This window comes from Achromobacter spanius (genome assembly GCF_002812705.1).
Classification (GTDB): Bacteria; Pseudomonadota; Gammaproteobacteria; order Burkholderiales; family Burkholderiaceae_B; genus Achromobacter; species Achromobacter spanius.
Map to the genome: position 1 here is coordinate 1,049,198 of NZ_CP025030.1, position 21,686 is coordinate 1,070,883.

Consider the following 21,686-nt stretch of genomic DNA (forward strand, 5'->3'; position numbering starts at 1 on the left):
TGGCTTCTTTCCAGGCTGCATTCGCGCCCTCCTAGTCACTGCGCGGAGCGATCCGCGGGCGTCACATGGCGCCAGATGCCGCCGCTTGCGCGCAGGTCTTCCGGCGGGCCGGCCAGGTGTTCGCGCAGCCGTTCGAAGTAGGCGGCCTTCCAACGCTCCGCATACGCATCGGCGTCTTCACCGGGATTGGCGGCAGGCAGCATTTCCAAGGTATAGGCCACGTGGCCGTTTTCCCAGCGCGGCACGTAGAACACCGACGGCACGCCCAGCCGATGCGCCAGGTGCGACGCAAAGCTGGAATACGTGACGTCCTGCCCTTCGAAAGTGGTTCGCGGCGCGGCCGGGTTTGCCGCGCCATCGATGGCCAGACACAGCACATAGCCCGAGTTCAGTGCGCGCATGCAGGCCTTGGCCACCTGCGCCTCGGTCTGGTCGGCGGTGGAAATCAAGGCCGTGGCGTAGCTGCTTTGGGCCACGCTGGGCGCGGTCGCGAGCCAACGCGAGGGGATGCCCAGCAATTCCAACGCCATCAGCCCGGCATACATGGGGCCGACGTGCGCCGTGGCAACGACCACCCCCCGGCCGGCCGCCAAGAGCGGCGCAAAAAAGCGTTCGCCGGTGTCCAGCTCGCCCAGCACCTGCATGGCCTCTTCGACGCTGTCCTCGCGGCATTCCAGCCAGTCGAACAGCAGGTGGTCCATCATGTGGCCCCAGCGCACCCGGCGCTCCCATTCCACGCGATCAATATCCTTGTCACCGCGCAACGACCACGCCCAGTCCAGACGCGCCTGCGGGATGGGCGCGGAATCCAGACGCGCTTCCATCTGGCGCACGGCTTCCTGAAAGGTCGCGGGCAGTTGCTCGCTACGTGCCGCGACATACTTGTCGTACAGCGCCTCGGCCTCTTGCTTGCGGCCCGCCTGCGACAAGGCGCCGATGGTCGAGCGCTGCCACATTCCCTTCTCGGGCGATTTCTCCAGCAGCTTCAGCATCTGCTCGGCGGCTTCGTCGTACCGCAAGGTGTAGCGCAGCGCGCGCGCATACAGCGCCCGCGTCTGCTCCAGATCCGGCGCCAGTTCAATCGCCTGCGCAAGCGGCGCAACGGCCTCTTTGTAGCGGCCGGCGCGCAGCAGGGTTTCGCCGTATAGCGTCAGCAGCCTGACGTCGGCCGGCGACGCGCGCAAGCCCGCCTCGAAGTGCGTCAGCGCATGCACCTTGCGGTCATCTTCAGTGCTCCGCCGAAGGTGCGACAAGCCGAGCGACGAGCGCAAGGCGGCGCTGTCGTGCCCCGCGCCCAGCGCCGCATTGCCAAGCTGAATGGCGGCCTCGGCGCGGTCATCGTCCATCAAGGCGCGCACGGCAACGGTCGCCACGCGCTCGTTCGGCAGCTTGTTCGGATCCAGCGACGCCGCGATGCCTGCCGCATCAGCCGCATCGCCGTTGCGCGAAAAGGCCAGCATCCAGAAGTGCGCTTCGCCGGGGTCCGCGTGCGCGATGTCCAGCGTGGCGCGGGCGACGTCGGCGGCCTCGGCGACACGGCCGGCCTGCACGCGCAACTGGATCCGCGCGGCATGCATGGCTGCGGATTCCGGCGCCAACGCGCCGGCGGCGTCGGCCTCGGCAATGGCGCGTTCCCACTGCTCGGTGCGCCCCAACAGGCTGGCCAGCGTGCGGCGTTCATCGGCGCGCAAGGGGTAGGCGGCAATCAGCACCTCCAGCGCGGCAATGGCTAGCGCAAGCCGGCCTTCCCGCATGTAAGGCGAAACCAGCAAGCGTCGCACATCGCGCCAGCCATCGCTTGCGCCCACCAGCACCGGCGCAAGCTTGGCCATGTCGCGCGCGGGGTCTTCGGCGTCCAGGATTTCCTTGATGACTTCGCGCAGCCGCGCGGTGGCGTCGGCCTGCGCGCGGCGCGCCGCGACGGCAGGATTGACAGCCGAAGCACCAGCCGAATCAACCGAATTTTGAACCGGGTTTTCAACCGGGTTTTCAACCATGTCGCAGCCCCCTCAACAACGCCATCCCCACACGGGTGATGAACATCAACACGAATCCCAGCGCCAGCGCTTGCAGCAACAAGATGGCAGTGCGCGGGCTGCTCGGCCGGTCGGTGGGCACCGGTTGCGCAATGATGGACAGGTACCGCTGCAAGCGCAGCGCATCCGTCATGGCCTGCTGGTATGACTGCTGCGCCAGGGTCAGGTTCGAATCCGCGAAGGCCTGGGTGTTTCTCAGCGCTTCGTAGGATTTAAGCTGCTTCGCTTCGGTGTTGCCCTGGCCGCTCAGGCGACGGCGCACCGACTCAATCCGCTTCTTCAACGCTACCACCTGCATTTCAGCGGGCTTCAGCATGAAATGGTCTTTGTTGCCCAGCGCACGAATCTTGTCCAGATTGATCTGCGCGCTGCTCAACTCGGTCTCAAGCTGGCTGGACAGGTTCAGCAGCATCGACACCGTGGCGGTCGGGTCGATGTTGCCGTGCGTGGTGCGCCACGCCGTCAGCGCCTCGCGGGCGCCAAGCGCCTTTTGCTCGGCAAGCCGCACCGACTCTTCGCTGACCTTGAGCTTGTCGGCCACGCCCTTCTTGTTCATCGAACTGACGAATTCCTCGGCCAGCCCGATCAGCGCGCGGGACAAGGTGGCGGCGTCGTCGGGGGAATACGCGCTGACGCGCAACACGTCGATCTGCTCCAGCGCGTTGAACGACACGTGCACCGCCCGTTGATAGGCACGGTAAAGATCGTCGTTGCTTGAGTCTTCGGAAAGATGGTTGAGCGGGTCCACGCCCGCATGCACCAGGTATTGGCGCAGGCCCACGCGTTGATCAAGCTGCTGCATGGCGTCGCGCGATTTCAGGAAATCGGCCACGGCCCAGCCGTCGACAAAGCCGCCCAGCATGCCGCCCATGTTGCCGGTGGTGAGCAGGCTTGCCGGCCCGCCTCCGCCGCCTTGCTGACCCGACCCCGCCTGCACGAAGAAGCGCGATTCTGCTTCGTAGCGCGGCGTGGCGATGATCAGCGCGTAGACCAGGGCGAACGCCACCGGCGCAATCACGATCAGCGCATTGATCCAGCGGTGGCGGCGGCGCTCGCGTATCGACGCCTGCCGTTCCAGACGGCGGCGTTCGATCTCGGAGCCGCCTTCAGATGCCAAGCTGGCTGTCCTCGAAGCCTCCGAAGACGTCGTCGCCCGCGTTGCCGGATTCGTTCCTTGATCGTCTTGGGGGGAACCGGCTGATGCATTGGTCGAGGTCGTCTTCGATCCGGAGGTTGCTTCGTTCATAAATCAAGCCTTTCAGGCAATAGTCCGCCAACTGATTCTGGCGATAACTGGAAAAAATCAATGTCCGGCCAATCAGCCGCTCTTCGAACAGCGCCAGCCAGAGACGGGTGAAACGGCAGGGCTCGAAAGGGATGGACCCTTCGATCACATACACGTCGAACGCCGGCGCCAGCGCCAGTGCGAACGAAAATTCCTGCCGTGCGTAGAGCGGCCAATGCTCCATGGGCTTGGCCAGGGTCTTGGGGTCGCTGATCAGGTCGGCAACCAGTTCGTGGGTGGCATCCGCGTCGATCTCGTACATCTCGCTGACGAAGTCGATCATGCTCAGGCCGTTTGCCTTGCCGCGAATAAAGCCTTGCCGGCCGATGGCCCACGACACGTTTCCGTCGTGCTTGACGAAGCCCTGGCGCGGCGGGCGCAGGTTGCACAGCACGTCGATAATCTGGCGATGCATTTCCGGCGCGGGCGACAGCAGCGCATAGCGCCCCACCGGAATGTCCAGGGTGACGTTGGCCAGCAGCGCCTGCCTGGCGCCAAAGGCAAAGGGCTCGTCGGTGACGCCGTTCAGATGAATCATCTTCGTGCCTCACATTGGCTGGATGTTGGGGCGGGCCAGACGCTCGGCCGCCAAGGCAACCACCATCAGGAACACCAGGGACGTCAGGAAGTAACCCAGGCTGGCGTCGGTCGATTCGTAGGCCTCGAAGTACGCGGAGCGCAACAGCTGCATGCCGTGCGCGAACGGCGACCACAGGATCCACGGGCGCAGATGCTCGGGTAGCTGTTCCGACACGAAGAACACGCCCGAGAAAATCTGCAAGAAGCGCTCGATCACCGGCGCCAGCCGCAGGAAGAAGTGCCAGAAGGTGGCAATCGACCCGAACAGCAGGCCCATGGCCGAGCCGCAACATCCCATCAGCACGACAAACAGCACAAACCCGCCCCAGCTTATCGGCAGGGTGATGAACCCCAGCGCGTGGCCGGCACTGATCAGTATCGCGAACACCACCAGGTATATCGAAAGGTAGATAAGCGACTGCACCAGCGCGCACATCAGCGGCGTCACCCCCTGGAAGTTCAAGATGCCGCGCGCCGAAATATAGGCCGCGCTGCTTCTGAAAATGATCTGCCGGAACATGATCCAGGTGGTGGCGCCCAGCAGCGAAAACGTCTGCACATCCATGCCCAGGATGTAGTGCGTGCCCATCAGGATGTACAGCGACGAAATCAGCGTCAGCAGCACCACCGGGCCCACCAGGGCCCACAGCAGGGCGATGCGGCTTTCGCCGTGGATCACGCGCAACTGAAACACGAACAGCGCCAGCAAGGTGCGTCCCACGGGCCGGTATTCGGCCATGCGCGGATGATGCCCGTCATGCAGCACCCGCAGGTGTTGCCGCAGGATCGCAAGGTCCGCGGCCTCGTCGCGCGGCAGCTCGACTTCCAGCGCGATGTCGTTGCGCGAGGCATGGCGACGCGCGTCACGCGCCTCGTCCTGCTTGCGCCGCTCCACGCGCCGCGCATGCGCATCGGCCAGGCGTTGGTCTTCGGCCACCAGCTTGGCCGGCATGTAGCCCGGCGCGAACACCTCGACACCCGCGCGGATGTCCTGCTCAAGCAAACGCACGATGATGCGCAGCCTGCGCCGCGAAAAATCGGCGACGGTCTCATCGACTTTGCCGCGCGCAATCTCCGCGTCCAGTTCCGCCTGCACGGCCTCGTACACCGCCCGGCGGGCGGCCACGGAGTCGTGCGGCTCGCCCTGCAGGCGCGCCAGCAAAGGCTTGAACAAGACAGCAGGCGGCGCCTTGGCTTCAAACAGCACGGCCGGGTCCAGCCGCCAGGCGTCGACCCCGGACCCTACCGCGTAACTACTGTCCTTGCGGCGCGAGCGCCAACCCTTGATCCGGTCCTCGTTGCTCATCGACACGCTATTGAGACACGCCGGTAGAGCTGCCGCCCGAATCGCTGTCGATGGCCCGCGTGGCGCTGAAGCCTGCGCTCATGGTGACGCGGAATGCCGACAAGACCTTCTGAACCTGGGTAAACGGCGCATCCGAAATGTAGATGGCCTGGCCTTCATGCACGGTGAATTCACGCGCCAGCGCCACCTGCTCCGGACGGGTCAGGTCAAACTGGTAGACCACCGGCAGCATGTCCGGCTTGCCTTCCACGCCCGCCTTCGCTGGCGTGAACAGGAACACCGAACGCGGATCCGCCAGCTTGTCGTCCAGGCCGCGCGAATCAGCCAGCGCGTCCAGCACGCTGTAGTTGCGCTTGCTGATCGCCACGCGGCCTTGCGTGCCGGCCGCGCCCAGCACCGTCAGGTACTCGCGCGAATCGTAGGCGGTGATGACGTCGCCCGGCCGCAGCAGGATGTCGTTGTTCTGGTTGCGATAGATATCCGACAGCCGCACGGACGCCACCTGGTTGTCGCGGCGCAGGCTGATGACCAGTTGCTCGGGGTTCGTCTGCACGGGCGCGGCCTGCGCCAGCGCGCTGCTCAGCCGTTGCGCGGTCTGGGTGATGGGGTACATGCCGGGCTTGGTCAGGTTGCCCTGCACGGTCACCATCTGGCCGCGCTCGGCGGCGGCGCGCGTCACGCTGACGTCGGCGCCCACCACCAGCTTGGCCAGGCGCTGCACAACGCGGTCATGCAGCTGGGCCAGCGTCAGGCCGCCGGCCTGGAATTTTCCGATGATGGGGAAATAGACGTTGCCCGCCCGGTCGATCTGCTGGTTGCCCAGGTCGCTGACGCCGGACGGGTCCGCCGCGAACACGCCCAGGCCACCGCGTTCCCACACTTTCACGTTGATGCCGTCGCCCGGAACCAGGCGGTCGAACCCCGCCTCGGTCAGGTCACGGTAGCGGACCGGAAAGTCCGCGACGTCGGGCACCCTGCTTTCTTGCACAAGCTCGCGCGAGGCGGGCATCACGATGACGTCCTTGTCGTCGTGCGCCCCCGTCATCTCGCTCAACATGGGACCGGAACGCGGCAGCTGGCATCCCGTCAATGACAGGGCGGCAAGCACCATCATGGTGATTGCCGCGTTGCGCCGCAGGCTCGGAGCCGGGACGTTCATTTGCATAAAAACCTTAACCTTTAAGACCTCGGAAAATTGAACGGCTGATCAGCGCAACCGCTGATCAGCCGCTCAAAGCCGCCTATCAGGCAAGCATCCGTTGCATCGGCACGTAGTCGATGCGCTCATCGTTCTCGGAGACAGGCATGACGGGCACGCACAGGCTCAGGAACATGGACAACATCGCGTCCAGCGAAAACAGGTTCTGCGCCCGCTGCCGGCTTTGCGTTTTCAATTCCTGGTTGGTGCGCGCCAGGTCGATCATCGACTCCACCTTGTCGCAGGCCTCGTGCATGTCCGGATGCTCGACATCCGAAAGCAGATGCCCCGTCTCGTTCTCGACAAAGCACTCGCCCGCGCCGCCGGCCGGTGTGGAGATCACCGGCACGCCCAGAAGCTGGGCCTCGATCAGCACGTTGGGCAAGCCCTCGTAGCGCGACAGCAGCACACTGGCATCCATCTGCGAATACCAGTAGCCCACGTGGTTCGACAGGCCCACCAGCAGCAGCCGGTCTTGCACGCGCAGCTCTTCGGCCAGCGCCACGATGTTGTCGTGCAGGCGGCCGTCGCCCACGATGACAAAGCGCGCCTGCGGTCGTCGTTTCAGATAGAGCGCGGCAAGCTTGATCCATAGTTGCGGGCGCTTGTCGGGCTCCAGGCGGAACACGCCGCCGATCGTTTCCGTCGCGTCACTGGTGCTTTCCTTGAAGGCCTCCCACTTGGCTTCGTCCGCGGGCGAGGCATTGACCGCCAGGTCCGGCACGCCGTTGTACAAGACGTGAAAGCGCACGATGGGGATGCCCAGCCAGTCCGCATAGGCCTCGGCGGCCGTGCGGCTGTTGCTGACGAAATACACCCCGGGCACTTGCGCCAGGGCCTGAAACAGTTCGGGGTATTCCTCGCGGAACCGATCCTTGCGGATGTTGGGCGGCAGCCCGCGAAACACCAGGTGGATGGTCGGGGCGCCGGCCAGCAGCGCGGCCAATGCGCCGAACAGGCACGTGCCGTCCTGCCACAGGCTGACCACGTCGAAAGGGTTGGCGCGCAACACCGGCGCCAGGCGCGTGACGCCATAGTGCACGGGCGGCGGCAACTGTTCCAGCAGACGGCCCAGGCGGCCGTCGGGCACGGATTGATGCGCCACCGACACGGCGGGCAAGCGATTGATTTCGGTGACCGGAATCTGCGCCTTCACCAGCACGGGCAAGAAGAAGTCCAAGCCCTGCTTCTTCGAGGAACCGTTCGGCTCGGTGTGCTGCTTGACCATCACCTCAACCTTCTCGGGCCGCATCAGCGCGGGGGCCGCGCCATTGCCAGGCAATACTTGGTCAGGCAATTCGGCCATGCGCGTCAATTCGCCGGCCAGCCGCGTCAATTGCCGTTCGGCGCCGCCCGGCCCCAGGCTGCCGGTAACCAGCGCCACCGAGATCGGCTTTTCCGGCGGCTGCTCGGGAATCTGGCGATTCCGAAAATGCAGGATCGCATGCTTCATCGACACGATCCTGATGTCCTTGCCCGCCAGCGCCGCCTCGGGCTCCAGGCCGCGATAGAAGGCGTAGTCGCGAGCCAGGCCCTCGGCCAGTTCCGCCGCCTTGCTGCCCGGCGCCAGATGGCTGGCCACGGGCCGGATCGCTTCATAGGCTTCAAGCAGCAAGCCGCGCTTGCGCAGGCGCTTGGCGAATTCGACGCGGATATTGCGATCCGTATGTTGCAGGATCAAGCGGCGAAACAGCGCATCCGACTGCGCGTGCGCGCGGATGTCGCTCAGCAGCTTGGCACGCGCAAACAAGCGCGAGGGGTTCTCCGACGACTCGGGCAGATGGCGGTCGACCAAGGCCAGGGCCTCGTCGACATGCCGTTCCTTGACGAGGCGAGTCGCGCAGTAGCGGACGATCAGAAGATCGTCCGGCCATTCTTTCAAGAGCGTGGCCCACTGCTCGGCCATGCCCTCGTTCAAGCCCGCCGACTCCTTCAGTCGAAGGAGCAGAAAACGCACTTTGGAGTCTTCCAGGTGCTCGCGCGCCAGCGCCTCGGCGCGCGGCAGGTTTTCCTGGGCGACCTGAACCCGCACCGACGCCGCAACGATCTCCTCCAACTGGGCGTGCACCCATTGAAGGTCGGACATTACGCCAGTCCGCTCGGCTGTCAGCGGCGGGTTCATGCGGCCTTCCTGCGGTTGGCCTTTTCAATCCACACCAGGCAACGGTCGATGTAGTGGTCGTACTGTGCCGGGTTGTCGGACTGTTCCTTCAGGCGCCGCCAGTAAGGCAGGGCGTGCTCGAAGCGATGCAGGCGCATGGCGCCCACGGCGGCCAGGCGCAGGCCGATGGCGTCGGTGGGCACAAGCTGCAGAATGCGTTCGCCCAGCGCCAGGCGCTCGGTGGTGCTGGCCGGATCCAGCGCACGCGCTTCGGCATACAAGACCGCGATGATGCGGCGCTTCTCGTGTTCGACCTCGGTCATGGCCGGCCACGCCTGCGCCACGCGCTCCAGCAAGGTCCAGGCGCCGCGATGATCGCCGGCGGCCAGGATTTCGCGGGCGCCACGGATGGCGCGCGGGCCCAGCCTGCCAAGCTGGCGCTCGGCTTCGTCCTTGGCGCTTTGATCGGCCGATGCATGCGCCAGCACCATCTTGTAGGCGTCGATGGCTTCGCCGAACCAGCCGCCGTTGAATGCCACACGCGCAAAGTACAACTGCGTGCTGAGCGGGGCGGCTTCTTCCGCCGCGGCTTGCTCCAGATGGCGCATCGCGGTTTGCTTGTCGCCCAGGGCGTCGGCGGCGCGGCCACGCATGGTGTCCAGCTCGGGGAAGTCCACCTGGCTGTCCAGCGCGATGTCCGTCAGGTCGATCACTTCCTTGTGGTTGCCCGCCAAGAGCGCGGCGCGCACGCCCAGGCGCATGGCACGTTCGAAGGCGCGTTGCGAGCGCAGGGCGGTCAAGGCATCGGGGTTAAGCAGGCGGTGCGCGCAGATGCGTTCGGCCGCGTCACGCAAGCGCCCTTCTTCCAGGGCGCGCGTGCCTTCTTCGGCCCATGCCGAGGATTGCGACAACAGCCAGGTGCGGATGTCTTCCCGCTCGCTCTGGGCCAGTCGGCAAGACACGGCCAACGCCGCCGCCGCCAGAATGAAGCCGCGCCACGAAGCCTCTTTGACCAGCTCCAGCGCCAACACGTCGTCCAGCGCGGGCGACTCGGACGCCAGCACGCGCAGCGCCGCGCGGTCACCATTCAACAGCCTGTCGCGCCACAGCACCGCAAAGCCTCGGCCATGCGACGGAATGGCCTCGCGCACTTCCTGAACCCAGCGCAACACCGCTTCCATGTCACCGCTGGCTTGCAGCAGCGACAGCACCGTGTCGGCCGCTTCCAGCGCGCTGGCCTCGTCCGGCGAGGCAATGCGGAACAGTTGCTTCCAGTTGCCCAGCGCTTCGTCCACATAGCCCAACTGCCCCGCCGACACGGCGGCGATGCGCACGATTTCGGGGGTTTCGATTTCGTCGCCCAGCAGGCCGGCCGCCAGCGAGTACGCCACGTCGTAGCGACCCAGCTTGAACTGGTTGCGCATCAGCACCTGCTCGGCCTTGCTGCCGGTGGCCAACGCACCGTCTGCGCCGTCCGCGCTACCCAGTAGCGCCAGCGAGCCTTCGTAGTCGCCCAGCTCTTCTTGAATGCGAGCGAACAGCAGCGTGTGCTCGGGCAGGCCGGGATGGCGGCGCAGCACGTCGCGCACCCGGCGCGAGGCTTCGCGCAGGTCGCCCGATTCCCAGATCTTTTCAATGCGCTCGGCGCTTTCGTCCGCGGTCAGCTTGGGCACAACGGGCTGCGTCGTGGCGGTGCTCATGCGCGGACGCATGTAGTTCTTGAACCACTCGGCGTACAGGCGCTCGGCGAAGGTCTGCGTGTAGTGCGTCAGGTCAAGCCCGCCGTTTTCCATCGCATCGGCCTGGCCGATCTTGTTCATCAGCGGCGTCGGGTCATAGCACGGCACGCCGATGCGCTGCGCGCCGGCGGCCACCGCGGCAATCAGTTGGGCGCGCTGTTCGATCGGCACGTTGTCCGGCGTCAAGGCGTTGACGTGCGTGACGAACACCACTTTGTCGTGGCCCAGCAGGTCCACCAACTGACGCATCTCGCCGTCGATCTCTTCGTCCGTCTGGTCGCGCTTGACGATGCGGGCGAGCAGCTCGCGGTCGTCCTGGGAAAGCCCCTTGAAGACCGGATCCTGGTCCAGCAGCGCGCGGCGTTCAGCCAGGCGGTCTGCGTGCGCCATGGACCAGAACATCCGCGTGCGGGTGCGGTCGGCGAAGAACTCACTGAAGTAGCGCCCCAGGTAGTTGGACTGGATGGGGTAGCCGTCAATGGTCAGCAGCTTGCGCGAGGACAGCTCGACCATGTACAGGTCGGCCGGCTTGTGCGTGCCACGGCGAGCCTGCTCGCCGTTGGACGGGCGGAACACCAGGCGCTGCACGTCGGCCGGAATATCGGCCTGGCCGAACATGAAGCGCGCTTGCTGCAGCGCCTCGGCGCTGGTGTGCACAAAGCCGTAGTTGCGGCCGAGCTGCAACTTGATGGGGTAGCGGCCCACGGCGTCGCGCAGCGGGGTGTGGATGCGGCAGGTGCCGATCGGAGCAATGGTAAATGCGGTCATTCAGGGTCTCTCCTGTAGTGAGGGATAGCGAGCCTGAACTTAAAGAGTCCAGTACAAGAGGTCGGAGGCGAGCCGCTTGCTATCAAGCACAGACTTCAAGTCGCACACCATGCCTCCGCTCTTGACCAAGGTGGGCATGTCTTCCCAGATGGTCTCCATGGTTTCGCGGTGCGGAACTGCAAGAATCAGCACGTCCATGTCGCGGAAATCTTCGCGCTTGACGAGCTGGATGCCGTATTCGTGCTCCATCTGGTCCGGATCGACCATCGGGTCGCACGCGACCGGGGTAATGCCGTAATTGCCAAGCGCCTTGTAGAGGTCGACGACTTTGGAATTACGGATGTCGGGCACGTTTTCCTTGAAGGTCATGCCCAGGATGCCGACGCGAGTCGACGCATTCAGGCGACCGGCGCGCGCCAGGTTCTGCACGATGCGCGAGGCCACGTGGTTGGCCATGCCGTCGTTGATGCGGCGGCCCGACAGGATGACTTCGGGGTGATAGCCCAGTTCCTGCGCCTTGGACGTCAGGTAGTACGGGTCGACCCCGATGCAATGGCCACCGACCAGGCCCGGCGTGAACTTGAGGAAGTTCCACTTGGTGCCGGCGGCGTTCAGGACTTCCGAGGTGCGGATGCCGACCAGGTCGCAGATCTTCGACATCTCGTTCATCAACGCGATGTTGATGTCGCGCTGGGTGTTTTCCAGCACCTTGGCAGCTTCGGCCACCTTGATGGACGAGGCGCGGTGTACGCCGGCATCAATGATCTTTTCGTAGACGCCCGCGATGATTTCCAGCGACGCTTCGTCCTGGCCGGACACGATCTTGACGATCTTTTCCAGCGGGTGCTCGCGGTCGCCCGGGTTGATGCGTTCGGGGCTGTAGCCCAGCTTGAAATCGACGCCGCAGCGCAAGCCCGACACTTTTTCCAGCTCGGGGCCGCAGATTTCTTCGGTGGCGCCAGGGTGGACGGTGGATTCAAAGACAACGATGCAGCCCGGGCGCAGCACGGGGCCGATGGACCGGCACGCCCGCACCAGCAGGGAAAAGTCGGGGTTGTTTTTTTCGTCCACGGGTGTCGGGACGGCGACCACGAAGAAGTCGCAACCTTCCAGTTCAGAGATCTGGTCGGTGAAGGTCATGGGAGACGCTAGCAATGCGTCACGTTCGATCTCGCCAGTCCAGTCATGTCCCTCTTTCAGTGTCGCGATTCGCCGCTTATCCACATCAAAGCCGATGACATCAAAGCGCTTGGAAAATGCGACTGCCACGGGCAGGCCGACATAACCAAGGCCACACACTGCGATTCTCTTTACCACGGGGGCCTCACTGTTTTCGTCGTGTCTGGGACACTAGAAATCGACGCCCAAAAGACAAAAAATCGACGCGAAATCGATTTACTTTTGTCCCACTTGGGCGGACTTATTGCTAGGGGGGTTGTTACGTCTCGATACCCAAATAACGCTGTTGGGCGGCGAGCAGACGAATCGTAGAGGGGCTGGACAGCAATTTTCTTTCTAAAGATTTATTTTGCTGTGCAAATAAGTCAGAGGTTCCGTAATAAACCCCGGGGATTCCCTCAAATAATTACATTCATTACACAAACGGCAACATGGCGTTGTCGCCAACCTGTTAGTGAATGTTGAAAGTCGTGTTTTTTATTATTAATTCACGAAACTGAAAAGCGCGTTAACAGCGTCATAATATCGACTCAGGCAAAGGTTATTAATTAATAACTGAAAAAAATATTATCAGTTTCTAATTCAGGTAACGACACCGTGCTAGCCATTCACCCCTCCTATGCGCCAGCTTTCCGGTTGCGGCATCGCTTGACAACGTAACCGACCAACTAGTAGATTGGCTGCCACACGAAGTCTTCGACCGACCCTGCCCTATTGCGTGTATCGGCGCTTCGTTTTTTTTCAGCAGACCAGAGTTGTTACCCATGAGCTTGGAGCTTTCCCCCCGCGCCCTTGAGATCGTCGAGCAGACCCGGCTGCTGCTGGGCGCCGGTGGTTATCACGGGTTCAGCTACGCCGATGTGTCCGAACGGGTGCATATTGGCAAGCCCAGCATCCATCATCACTTCCCCACCAAGGCGGACCTGGTCCTTACCGTGGTGTCGCATCACCGCGCGCAAGCCCGGCAGGGCCTGGCGGCGCTGGACCAACATGTGCCGGACCCGCGTGCGCGCTTGACCGCCTATGCCGACTACTGGGCCACCTGCATCCGCGAGGGCACGATGCCCATGTGCATCTGCGCCATGCTGGCCGCAGAATTGCCGATGATTCCCCCACCCATCGCGGACGAGGTCCGCGCCTATTTCGGCGAGCTGACGGCGTGGATCGCGTCGGTGCTGGAACGCGGTGTGTCGCAAGGCCAATTCCGGTTGCGCGACAACGTCGAGGCAGACGCGCAAACGTTCATGTCGACCTTGCACGGCGCGATGTTGACGGCGCGCGCGTTAGGCGACCCCAAGGTATTCGCCACGATTTCAAGCGCGGCCATCAAGCAGTTGGCCGCCTCGACCTGATCACCGCAGGACTCGAACCGACACTTACCCAGCGGTGCGCTTTTTTTTACTTGCTTACCAACCAACTAGTCGGTTGTTTATTTTGGAGAATTCCCCATGCCACATCCTATTTCCACCCTGGGGGCCGCGCACACCCTCATCAGCCTGGTGCCTCTTGCAGCAGGCGCGTACAGCTTTGCGCGCTATCGCGGCATCCACAGCGCAACGCGAACCGGCAAGATCTATCTGGGCGGCCTGCTGATCGCGGTGCTGACGTCGTTCGGGTTGTCCAGTTCGGGCGGGTTCAATGTCGGGCATGCGCTGGGCATCCTGGCGCTGCTGTCGGTGGCGGGCGCATTGCTCGTGCCGCGACTGCCCCTGCTGTCCCGCGCGCATCCTTATCTGTCGCAGCTTGGTTTTTCATTCAGCTTTTTCCTGATGTGCGTGCCGGGCATCGCGGAAACGCTGACGCGGCTGCCCGCCTCGCATCCGCTTGCCGATGGGCCGCAATCGCCGTTGGTGCGAGGCGCGCTGGCGACATGGTTCGCGGTGTTCCTGGTGGGGTCGGTGGCGCAGTTGATCTGGATCGGTACGCAACGTGATCCGTCACACTCAGACCAGGATTTGCCATGAATTCCAGCGCCATCGACCCGATTGGCCACACCCGCATCGACACGGTCCCGGACCCCTACCGCGCTCAACACGCGGCGCGAACGCAGGCGCAGCAGTTCGCGCGTATTCATTCCACGCGGCAGGCAGCCGCGGCAACCCCGCCGGCGCCCCGGCAGTCGTCCAGTCCGAACGCCGACGTGCCTGACGCATCCATTGACCCACTGCGCGATCAGTACACCGCCCACTGCTTGAAGCTGGCCATCCAGGCGTTCCATGACCAGCAAGCCAGACTGGACGCGCACGCCATCGCGGTCAATCGGGCATTGCGAGACGAGCAGACCGTCTTGCAGGCGCGCGCCGACGAGGCCAATGACCTGGGCACCATCCAAGGCCTGTTGCCGCAACTCCCGTATCGCTTCGTGGTGGGCGTGCCGCCGATGCTGCCGCTGCCCTTGAGCGCGGCGGCACAGCCCACGTCCGCCATGGTTGCCCCGGTGACCCAGGCGGAAAAGCTACGCAGCAGCACTGAAGGCGCGGCGTCTAACCCGCCGCCACGTCCGCAATACAAGGCTGACGCTGGGCGCGATGACGAATCGCGTTGGCCAGGTCGGCAATCGGCGCCAGCAGACCGCGATCAAATGCCTCGTGCGCCAGACCCGCGCGCAGCCTAGCGGGCCAGTCGGCATGCGTCAGCGCCCCCCGGCCCAGCGACACGAAGTCCGCCTCTTGCCTGGCCAGAATTCCTTCGGCCTGCGCGGCGTCATGCAAGGAGCCGTTCGCCAGCACCGGCACGGAAACCTGCTTGCGCGCCAATGCGGCAAGACTCTCGCCATGCTCACCGAAGGCAGGACGCCAGGCCTCGAATTCAGTCGTGTGCAGGTAGTCGATGGGCTGCGCACCTAGCGTGCGGAAGATGTGCGCCGCGTCGGCCTCGCCGCCTTCCCACTTGTGCGTGAAGTCGTTCACCTTGCCTTGCGAAGCACGCACGCCCACCACGAATGGCGCCGACGTGGCCTGCCGCACCGCCTGAATGACATCCACCGTCAAGCGCAGCCGCTGGTCCAGACTTCCGCCATAGCGGTCGTCGCGCACGTTGGTGTGGGCCGTCAGAAACTGGTCCAGCAGATAGCCGTTGGCGCCGTGTATTTCAATACCGTCGAACCCGGCCTCTTGCGCCCGCCGCGCCGCTTGTGCAAACCCGTCGATGGCCTCGGCGATGTCATCGGCCGTCATCGCCTCGGGCAGGCGGTACGGCCCTACGCCACGATAGAAAGCCATCTGCTGCCCCTTCGGCAACGCCGCCGAAGGGCCCTTGGCCGTGTCGCGATAGGGGTTGCCCTGCGACAGCGCGCCCGCATGCATCAACTGCGCCACGATGCGGCCACCTTGGCCGTGCACGCGATCCACTACGGCGCGCCACGCATCGCGCTGCGCATCGTCGGCCAGCCCCGGTTGAAAGAGATAGCCCTGCGCGTAGGCCTTGTCCGTATAGATGCCCTCGGTAATCACCAGGCCAAAGCCGCCTGCCGCGAAGGCCTCGTAATAATCGGCCATCAACGTCGTGGCGTGGCCGTCCGCCGTGGCGCTGACGCGCGTCATGGGCGCAACGGCGAGACGATTGGGCAGGCTTAGCGCCGCACCTATCCGCAGCGGCGTGAACAGCCCCGCTTGCGTTGTCGGCGTGTTGCTTACCGGACGATCGACAGGCGTGTTCATATCAGTTGCCCTCTTGGTGGCGCACGGCCGCAATGGCCTCGATTTCGATCATGGCGGCGGGGTCGTACAAGGCCTTGATTTCCGCGATGGTGTCGGCCGGATAGGGCGCCGAGAAGAAGCGGCGGCGCAAGGCCACCACGTCTTTGAAGTGCCCCATGTCGGTCACGAAGATGGTGACCTTGATGACGTCGTCCAGGCTGGAGCCGCCGGCTTCCAGCGCGCGGCGCAGGTTGGAGAAGGCCTGCTCGCCTTGCGCCATGAAGCCGCCTTCCACAATCTTGCCGTCATCGGCGGCACCCGCCTGGCCCGAGATGAAAAGCAGGTTGCCAAACTGGATGCCCTGCGACAGCAGGAAGGGCGCGTAGTTGTCGGGTTGAGTCGTGACACGTTTCAGCATGATGCGAATTTCCTCATTTGTAGATGCTGGGAAGATCAGCCGTGGATGACTGATCCATTCCCTTAATGTAGGAATACGCCGCACCCCTGACAAAGGTTCATTTGTCAGCTATAAGAAGAGATAAATTCATCTATCAGCCCACCGCCATGCATCGCCGCACCCTTCCGCTATCTGCGCTGCGCGCCTTCGAAGCCGCCGCCCGCCTGGGCAGCTTCAAGGCCGCCGCCACCGAACTGGCGGTGACACCAACCGCCGTCAGCCATCAGATTCGCGCACTGGAAGCCCAAACCGGCCTGGCGCTGTTCGACCGCCAGGTGCGCAAGGTGGCGCTGACCGAAGCGGGCGCGCAGTTGTTCCCGGTGCTGCGCGACGGCTTCGATGCGTTCGAAGCCACGCTGGCCCGATTGACGCAACCGCGCACGCGCGTTCTAGTCAGCATCTCCGCCACCAATGCGTTCACCGTGAAGTGGCTGGTGCCGCGCATGAGCGATTTCCGCAGCCAGCATCCCGGCATCGACTTGCAGTTGCAAGCCAGCGACGAGCTTGCCGACCTGCGATCCACGGCGGTCGACATCGCCATCCGCTACGGCCGAGGGCCGTATCCCGGCCTGGTCACGCAACCCTTGTTCACCGACCGCTTCGCCCCCGTGGCGAATCCCCGCCTGGGCGTCACCTCGCCGGCAGATCTGGCGCGCCTGCCCTTGATCCGTTTCGACTGGAAGCAGGCGCATCCCGAAAACCCAACCTGGGAACGCTGGTTCGCCGTCGCGCAATTGCCGCAGCCGCAACAAGCAAGCCAGTTGCGCTTTTCAGATGAGGGGCACGCAATACAAGCGGCCGTGGCCGGCCATGGCATTGCGCTGGTCAGCCTGGCGTTGATTGCCGACGAGTTGGCAGCCGGCCACTTGGTGCAGCCATTCGGACCCGAGATTGATGGGCACACTTATCACCTGGCCACCCATGCCGACCGACCGAGTTCCGCGCCGGTTCAGACGGTGGCGGAGTGGTTGCGTGCGCAGGCCAGGGCTGAAAACAGTTAAGCAATTGATTTCATTGACTTTTGGATGGTATTGAACAAAAATCGCAAAACCATCCAAAATTCTTTTAAATCAGCTAGTTATGACAGAATCGCCGTTCCGAGAAGTCGCTGAGCAGAAGCTTAAGCAGATCATTGATGCTCAGCAACTTTATGCCAGCTACCGCTCCGCCTTCGAAGAGGCCAAAAGGTACCAGGGTCGTCTTAAGTGGGAGACGGCCGCTGGTACCGAATATCTGGTCAATACCCGCTACAACCATGGCGTTCGTCAACGAAAAAGCCTAGGGCCACGTGATAGCAGAACCGAAGACATCGCCCGAATCTACGCTGAACGTTCCGAGGCTGCCCATGATCGGCTGGCGTCACTGACGGCACAGATGGAGAAGCAGGTAAGGCTGAACCGGGCATTGCGCCTTGGTGACGTGCCCCCACCCGTCACCAAAGTGTTGGCGCAGATCGAGAATGCCGGACTGGCCCGGAAGATCATCACGATCGGCACGAATGCGATGTATGCGTACGCAACGGCTGCTAGCGTCACGTTTTCCGATTCGATCATGGCCACGCAAGACCTCGACCTGCTCCGGGACAGCAGATCAAAGCTGCGGATTGCAAGCCCAGATCCCAAAGGGCTTTTGGGCGTCATTCAGCGCGCTGACGCTTCTTTCGCAAAGATGGAAGACCAGCCATTCACCTTGATGAACAACGAGGGTTATCAAGTCGACCTGATCAAGCGAGACGAGGGCTGCCAGACTGCGGAACCCGGTCAAATCTGGAACAACGCAGACGACTTCTGGGCAGTGAAAGTGCACAACATGGATTGGCTGCTCTCGGCACCAAAGTTCGAGCAGGTAATCATCAGCACGAACGGGGGAATGGCGACGATGACGACGGTAGACCCGCGCGCGTTCGCGCTCTTCAAACTGTGGCTGAGCGAACGAAAGGAACGCGATGCCGGTAAACGTCGGCGGGACTATGCGCAGGCAACCGCCGTTTTCCAACTGGTGGAAACGTGGTTGCCGCAGCTTTCCTTTGAAGATATCAAACCGATCCCCGAGCGCATTCGCGCACGCGCGCGCGACTTGTAGGAATAGTGAATAGCTCTCCCAGCGCGCCCCTATTGCTAGGCAATTTATTCCGCGAAGTCAGCCCCGACAACGGCGTTCAGTAAGGGCTGGCCGTAGGCCGCACCACGATCTCGCTGACGTCGACGTCAGCGGGCTGCTCAACCGCGTAGGCGATGGCGCGGGCGATGGCATCCGGCGTGATGGCGATGCGACGGAACTCCCGCATGGCCGTGCGCGCGGTGTCGTCGGAGATGGTGTCGGCAAGCTCGGACTCCACGACACCGGGGCAGATCACCGTGACGCGGATCTTGTCCGTTTCCTGGCGCAGCCCGTCCGAGATGGCGCGCACGGCAAACTTGGTGGCGCAGTACACCGCCGCCGTGGGCGACACCGACACGCCGCCGATCGACGAAATGTTGATGATCTGGCCCTGGCCTTGCGCTTCCATCGTCGGCAGCACGGCGGCGATGCCATGCAGCACGCCCCGCACATTCACGTCGATCATGCGATTCCACTCGTCGACCTTCAGCGCGTTAAGCGGCGAGAGCGGCATCACGCCTGCGTTGTTGACCAGCACGTCAATGCGGCCAAACGCATCAAGCGCGAAACGTGCAAACGCCGCCGTGTCATCGGCCGAGGTCACGTCCAGTTCGCGATAGCGAAGCGCGGCGCTTGCCCACCACGGGCGATTCGGCCGCGTTGCGAAAGCGCTCAAGCGCATCCACACCGACTACGCCGCGCCGCTGAATGTGACGCACCTTGCTGAAGAAGCCGGCATGAGCGTGCCGGCGTTTCACGCGAACTTCCGCACGGTGACGCAGACCTCGCCCATCCAGTACATCAAGTCCACCCGCCTGCACCAGGCACGTCTGATGATGATCCGCGACGGTGCCACGGCGGCCGCGGCCGCCGGGCGCGTGGGCTATGAAAGCACTTCGCAGTTCAGCCGGGAATTCAAGCGCCTGTTTGGAAGAACGCCCATTGAAGAGGCGCGCGACATGCGCGAGTCTTTTACGCTGTCGCCACCCACTTTCAGTGACTGATCATCCACGGCCGCGCGCCGGCGAAGGTTTTGCCGCCGTCGGCTGTCTGGCGTGTTCGGCCGGTGGCTTTGGTGCCTGAGCAGCACCCGCAACCCATGCCGTGGCCGCCGCGGGTGCTGCGGGGTTCATGGGCGGCGCGTTCGTTGACGGCGCGGGCGCGGTGCATTGCCGAGGACAGCGCCGAGACCGCCGGCGCGCCGCTCACAAAGCGCTCGCAAGCCCCACCGCAATCAGGGCAAGGCGCGGGGTCACGCCATTGCGACAAGGGCCTTAGCACCGAGAACTCACCGCAGTCCTGGCAGCGATAGTCATAGAGCGGCATGGTGCCTCCTTAAAGGTCTTTGGCGATGGGCATGTCCATGCCGCGCGTTATCTGCGGCACGTCGCCCAGCGCATTGGGCTGGATGTCGATGTCGAAGATCTCGGTCGGCAGCCACAAGGTCGCGCAGGCATTGGGGATGTCCACCACGCCGCTGATGTGGCCCTGCACCGGCGCCGTGCCCAATATCGAATACGCCTGCGCACCCGAATAGCCAAACTTCTTCAGGTACTCAATGGCGTTCAGGCAGGCCTGGCGATAGGCGATGTGCACGTCCAGATAGTGCTGCTTGCCGCCTTCATCGACCGAAATGCCTTCGAAGATCAGATAGTCTTTGTAGTTGGGCGTGATGGGGCTGGGCTTGAAGATGGGGTTGCGAATACCGTACTTGGCCATGCCGCCCTTGATGAGCGACACCCGCATATGCACCCACCCCGCCATTTCGATGGCGCCGCAGAAGGTGATCTCGCCGTCGCCCTGCGAGAAGTGCAGGTCACCGACCGACAGGCCGCCACCGTTGACGTAGACCGGAAAGAACACCCGGGAACCGCGCGACAGATCCTTGATGTCGCAGTTGCCGCCGTGCTCGCGCGGCGGTACGGTGCGCGCACCGGTGGCGGCGGCGCGATCGCGCTCGGCGCCCTTCAGCTTGCCCATATGCGCCGTCTTGGGCGCCGGCGGATTGGCCAGGGGCGGCACGCGTTCCGGATCGCTGTCGATCAGCTTCTGTTCACGCTCATTCCACGTGTCCAGCAGCGCCTGATCCGGCAGGCAGCCGATCAAGCCCGGATGGATAAGGCCGGCGAAGCGCACACCGGGGATATGGCGCGAGGTGGTGAACATGCCTTCAAAATCCCAGATCGATTTTTGCGCCGAGGGGAAGTGTTCGGTCAGAAAGCCGCCGCCATTGTTCTTGCTGAAAAAGCCGTTGAAGCCCCACAGGCTTTCCTGCTTGGCGCCGATATCCAGCAGGTCCACCACCAGCAAGTCACCGGGCTCGGCGCCCTCGACGCCGATGGGGCCGGACAGGAAGTGCACCGTGGACAGGTCCACGTCGCGCACATCAGAGGCATCGTCATCGTTCTTGATCGCGCCGCCCGTCCAGTCGTAGGTTTCAAGCACGAAGTCATCGCCCGGCTTGACCCACGTCGCCATGGGAATATCGGGATGCCAGCGATTGTGCACGCCTTCGTTTTCGTAGGGGGATTGGGCCAGGTCGACCTTGATCAGGGTTTCAGGCATGTCATGCTCCTTTGAGATGGACAACGACTTCAGACAGACAGGTATTTGCTGATCGTCTTCTCGTCAACGCGCTCGCGCGGGTCTTCGTGCACGAAGCGGCCCTTGTCGATCACGATGAGCCGGTCGGCGATCTGCATGGTGAAACTCAAGACTTGCTCGGACACCACGATGGCCAGATTGCGCAGCGTGCGAATCTCCAGCAGGCTGCGGGCGATGTCCTTGATGATGGACGGCTGTATGCCCTCGGTGGGTTCGTCCAGCAGCAGCACGCGCGGGTTGGTGACCAGGGCGCGGGCAATGGCAAGCTGCTGTTGCTGCCCCCCCGACAGATCGCCGCCACGCCGGCCGCGCATGTCGTGCAACACCGGGAACAGGGCGTAGATGTCTTCCGGAATGGTGTCGCGCAGTGCCCGCCCGCGCATGCCGGTACGGATGTTCTCTTCCACGGTCAGCGTCGGGAAGATCATGCGGCCTTGCGGCACGTAAGCCACCCCGCTGCGCACGCGCTGATGGCTCTCCAGGCGTTCAAGCGCCTTGCCGTCCAGCGAGATCGAGCCCTGCATGGTGGGCAGCATGCCCATCATGGTTTTGAACAGCGTGGTCTTGCCCATGCCGTTGCGGCCCATCACGGCGACGATTTCACCGGCAGACACGGCAAGGTCGACACCGTGGATGACTTTGCTTTGGCCATAGCCTGACACCAGGCCAGCGATATTGAACATATTGCCTCCTGGC

General features: G+C 63.6%; 18 protein-coding genes and 1 pseudogene. 5 read left to right on the forward strand and 14 right to left on the reverse strand.

Going from position 1 to position 21,686, the window contains the following annotated elements:
- Window positions 1-35: 35 nt before the first annotated feature.
- The 8 genes from CVS48_RS04700 to CVS48_RS04735 form a co-directional block, all read right to left on the reverse strand.
- Window positions 36-1,997: a tetratricopeptide repeat protein gene (locus CVS48_RS04700; protein WP_100853460.1), complete on the reverse strand. Its 1,962-nt coding sequence runs from the start codon at window positions 1,995-1,997 to the stop codon at window positions 36-38.
- Window positions 1,990-3,153 (reverse strand): KpsE/RkpR family capsule polysaccharide export protein, encoded by a 1,164-nt coding sequence (locus tag CVS48_RS04705; protein ID WP_242001366.1) that lies wholly within the window; start codon window positions 3,151-3,153, stop codon window positions 1,990-1,992. The genes CVS48_RS04700 and CVS48_RS04705 overlap by 8 nt, the downstream gene beginning before the upstream one ends.
- Entirely contained in the window at window positions 3,143-3,859 is a 717-nt protein-coding gene (locus CVS48_RS04710; RefSeq protein ID WP_100853461.1) for an ATPase, read from the reverse strand. The genes CVS48_RS04705 and CVS48_RS04710 overlap by 11 nt, the downstream gene beginning before the upstream one ends.
- Before the next feature lie 9 nt (window positions 3,860-3,868).
- A complete protein-coding gene (locus CVS48_RS04715; protein WP_100853462.1) occupies window positions 3,869-5,206 on the reverse strand; it encodes an ABC transporter permease in 1,338 nt (445 codons plus the stop codon).
- Window positions 5,207-5,213: 7 nt separating this feature from the next.
- A complete protein-coding gene (locus CVS48_RS04720; protein ID WP_100853463.1) occupies window positions 5,214-6,371 on the reverse strand; it encodes a polysaccharide biosynthesis/export family protein in 1,158 nt (385 codons plus the stop codon).
- A gap of 79 nt (window positions 6,372-6,450) precedes the next feature.
- Window positions 6,451-8,526 carry a glycosyltransferase gene (locus tag CVS48_RS04725; protein ID WP_100853464.1) on the reverse strand — a complete coding sequence of 692 codons (2,076 nt, stop codon included), beginning with the start codon at window positions 8,524-8,526 and terminating at the stop codon, window positions 6,451-6,453.
- Window positions 8,523-11,012, reverse strand: a complete 2,490-nt coding sequence (locus tag CVS48_RS04730; RefSeq protein ID WP_100853465.1) for a hypothetical protein — start codon at window positions 11,010-11,012, stop codon at window positions 8,523-8,525. Before CVS48_RS04730 ends, CVS48_RS04725 begins: the two co-directional genes overlap by 4 nt.
- Before the next feature lie 39 nt (window positions 11,013-11,051).
- Window positions 11,052-12,311, reverse strand: coding sequence for a nucleotide sugar dehydrogenase (locus tag CVS48_RS04735; RefSeq protein WP_100853466.1), 1,260 nt, complete (start codon window positions 12,309-12,311; stop codon window positions 11,052-11,054).
- Between the two features lie 644 nt (window positions 12,312-12,955).
- On the opposite strand from CVS48_RS04735, the gene CVS48_RS04740 reads away from it, so the two are divergent.
- Both CVS48_RS04740 and CVS48_RS04745 read left to right on the forward strand, forming a co-directional pair.
- The gene (locus tag CVS48_RS04740) at window positions 12,956-13,543 is read left to right on the forward strand and encodes a TetR/AcrR family transcriptional regulator (protein ID WP_100853467.1); all 588 of its coding nucleotides are present in this window, start codon (window positions 12,956-12,958) and stop codon (window positions 13,541-13,543) included.
- A 96-nt stretch (window positions 13,544-13,639) separates the two neighbouring features.
- The gene (locus CVS48_RS04745) at window positions 13,640-14,155 is read left to right on the forward strand and encodes a DUF2306 domain-containing protein (protein WP_100853468.1); all 516 of its coding nucleotides are present in this window, start codon (window positions 13,640-13,642) and stop codon (window positions 14,153-14,155) included.
- Window positions 14,156-14,674: 519 nt separating this feature from the next.
- Here CVS48_RS04745 and CVS48_RS04755 read toward each other — a convergent pair.
- Together CVS48_RS04755 and CVS48_RS04760 are read right to left on the reverse strand one after the other, a co-directional pair.
- Complete coding sequence (locus CVS48_RS04755) at window positions 14,675-15,850, reverse strand: oxidoreductase (protein ID WP_100853469.1); 1,176 nt, start codon at window positions 15,848-15,850, stop codon at window positions 14,675-14,677.
- A gap of 1 nt (window position 15,851) precedes the next feature.
- Window positions 15,852-16,247 (reverse strand): RidA family protein, encoded by a 396-nt coding sequence (locus tag CVS48_RS04760; RefSeq protein ID WP_100853470.1) that lies wholly within the window; start codon window positions 16,245-16,247, stop codon window positions 15,852-15,854.
- A 146-nt stretch (window positions 16,248-16,393) separates the two neighbouring features.
- Here CVS48_RS04760 and CVS48_RS04765 point away from each other — a divergent pair, with 146 nt between their 5' ends.
- Entirely contained in the window at window positions 16,394-17,287 is an 894-nt protein-coding gene (locus CVS48_RS04765) for a LysR substrate-binding domain-containing protein (RefSeq protein ID WP_100853471.1), read from the forward strand.
- Between the two features lie 79 nt (window positions 17,288-17,366).
- Window positions 17,367-18,368, forward strand: coding sequence for a GSU2403 family nucleotidyltransferase fold protein (locus CVS48_RS04770; RefSeq protein ID WP_100853472.1), 1,002 nt, complete (start codon window positions 17,367-17,369; stop codon window positions 18,366-18,368).
- A 76-nt stretch (window positions 18,369-18,444) separates the two neighbouring features.
- Here CVS48_RS04770 and CVS48_RS04775 read toward each other — a convergent pair whose 3' ends face one another.
- Window positions 18,445-19,062 (reverse strand): SDR family oxidoreductase, encoded by a 618-nt coding sequence (locus CVS48_RS04775; protein ID WP_242001365.1) that lies wholly within the window; start codon window positions 19,060-19,062, stop codon window positions 18,445-18,447.
- Here CVS48_RS04775 and CVS48_RS04780 point away from each other — a divergent pair.
- A pseudogene (locus tag CVS48_RS04780) lies at window positions 19,013-19,390 on the forward strand (helix-turn-helix transcriptional regulator); the annotation flags it as partial. The gene CVS48_RS04775 and the pseudogene CVS48_RS04780 overlap by 50 nt on opposite strands.
- Here the strand turns inward: CVS48_RS04780 and CVS48_RS04785 are convergent.
- From CVS48_RS04785 to urtE, 3 genes are read right to left on the reverse strand one after another with little or no spacing between them, the layout of a single operon-like run.
- Window positions 19,380-19,712: a zinc ribbon domain-containing protein gene (locus CVS48_RS04785; RefSeq protein WP_100853473.1), complete on the reverse strand. Its 333-nt coding sequence runs from the start codon at window positions 19,710-19,712 to the stop codon at window positions 19,380-19,382. The pseudogene CVS48_RS04780 and the gene CVS48_RS04785 sit on opposite strands and share 11 nt — an antisense overlap.
- 9 nt (window positions 19,713-19,721) lie before the next feature.
- A complete protein-coding gene (gene fmdA / locus CVS48_RS04790) occupies window positions 19,722-20,951 on the reverse strand; it encodes a formamidase (RefSeq protein WP_100853474.1) in 1,230 nt (409 codons plus the stop codon).
- A gap of 29 nt (window positions 20,952-20,980) precedes the next feature.
- Window positions 20,981-21,673 (reverse strand): urea ABC transporter ATP-binding subunit UrtE, encoded by a 693-nt coding sequence (gene urtE, locus CVS48_RS04795; protein ID WP_100853475.1) that lies wholly within the window; start codon window positions 21,671-21,673, stop codon window positions 20,981-20,983.
- Window positions 21,674-21,686 lie beyond the last annotated feature (13 nt).

What these genes read in the sequence shown, in the direction of transcription:
- CVS48_RS04770 (WP_100853472.1), top strand. Translation starts at nt 17,367, where the DNA reads ATGACAGAATCGCCGTTCCGAGAAGTCGCTGAGCAGAAGCTTAAGCAG.
- CVS48_RS04730 (WP_100853465.1), bottom strand. Translation starts at nt 11,012, where the DNA reads ATGACCGCATTTACCATTGCTCCGATCGGCACCTGCCGCATCCACACC.
- urtE (WP_100853475.1), bottom strand. Translation starts at nt 21,673, where the DNA reads ATGTTCAATATCGCTGGCCTGGTGTCAGGCTATGGCCAAAGCAAAGTC.
- CVS48_RS04745 (WP_100853468.1), top strand. Translation starts at nt 13,640, where the DNA reads ATGCCACATCCTATTTCCACCCTGGGGGCCGCGCACACCCTCATCAGC.
- CVS48_RS04765 (WP_100853471.1), top strand. Translation starts at nt 16,394, where the DNA reads ATGCATCGCCGCACCCTTCCGCTATCTGCGCTGCGCGCCTTCGAAGCC.
- CVS48_RS04720 (WP_100853463.1), bottom strand. Translation starts at nt 6,371, where the DNA reads ATGCAAATGAACGTCCCGGCTCCGAGCCTGCGGCGCAACGCGGCAATC.
- CVS48_RS04755 (WP_100853469.1), bottom strand. Translation starts at nt 15,850, where the DNA reads ATGAACACGCCTGTCGATCGTCCGGTAAGCAACACGCCGACAACGCAA.
- CVS48_RS04715 (WP_100853462.1), bottom strand. Translation starts at nt 5,206, where the DNA reads ATGAGCAACGAGGACCGGATCAAGGGTTGGCGCTCGCGCCGCAAGGAC.
- CVS48_RS04725 (WP_100853464.1), bottom strand. Translation starts at nt 8,526, where the DNA reads ATGAACCCGCCGCTGACAGCCGAGCGGACTGGCGTAATGTCCGACCTT.
- CVS48_RS04740 (WP_100853467.1), top strand. Translation starts at nt 12,956, where the DNA reads ATGAGCTTGGAGCTTTCCCCCCGCGCCCTTGAGATCGTCGAGCAGACC.
- CVS48_RS04785 (WP_100853473.1), bottom strand. Translation starts at nt 19,712, where the DNA reads ATGCCGCTCTATGACTATCGCTGCCAGGACTGCGGTGAGTTCTCGGTG.
- fmdA (WP_100853474.1), bottom strand. Translation starts at nt 20,951, where the DNA reads ATGCCTGAAACCCTGATCAAGGTCGACCTGGCCCAATCCCCCTACGAA.
- CVS48_RS04760 (WP_100853470.1), bottom strand. Translation starts at nt 16,247, where the DNA reads ATGCTGAAACGTGTCACGACTCAACCCGACAACTACGCGCCCTTCCTG.
- CVS48_RS04700 (WP_100853460.1), bottom strand. Translation starts at nt 1,997, where the DNA reads ATGGTTGAAAACCCGGTTGAAAACCCGGTTCAAAATTCGGTTGATTCG.
- CVS48_RS04710 (WP_100853461.1), bottom strand. Translation starts at nt 3,859, where the DNA reads ATGATTCATCTGAACGGCGTCACCGACGAGCCCTTTGCCTTTGGCGCC.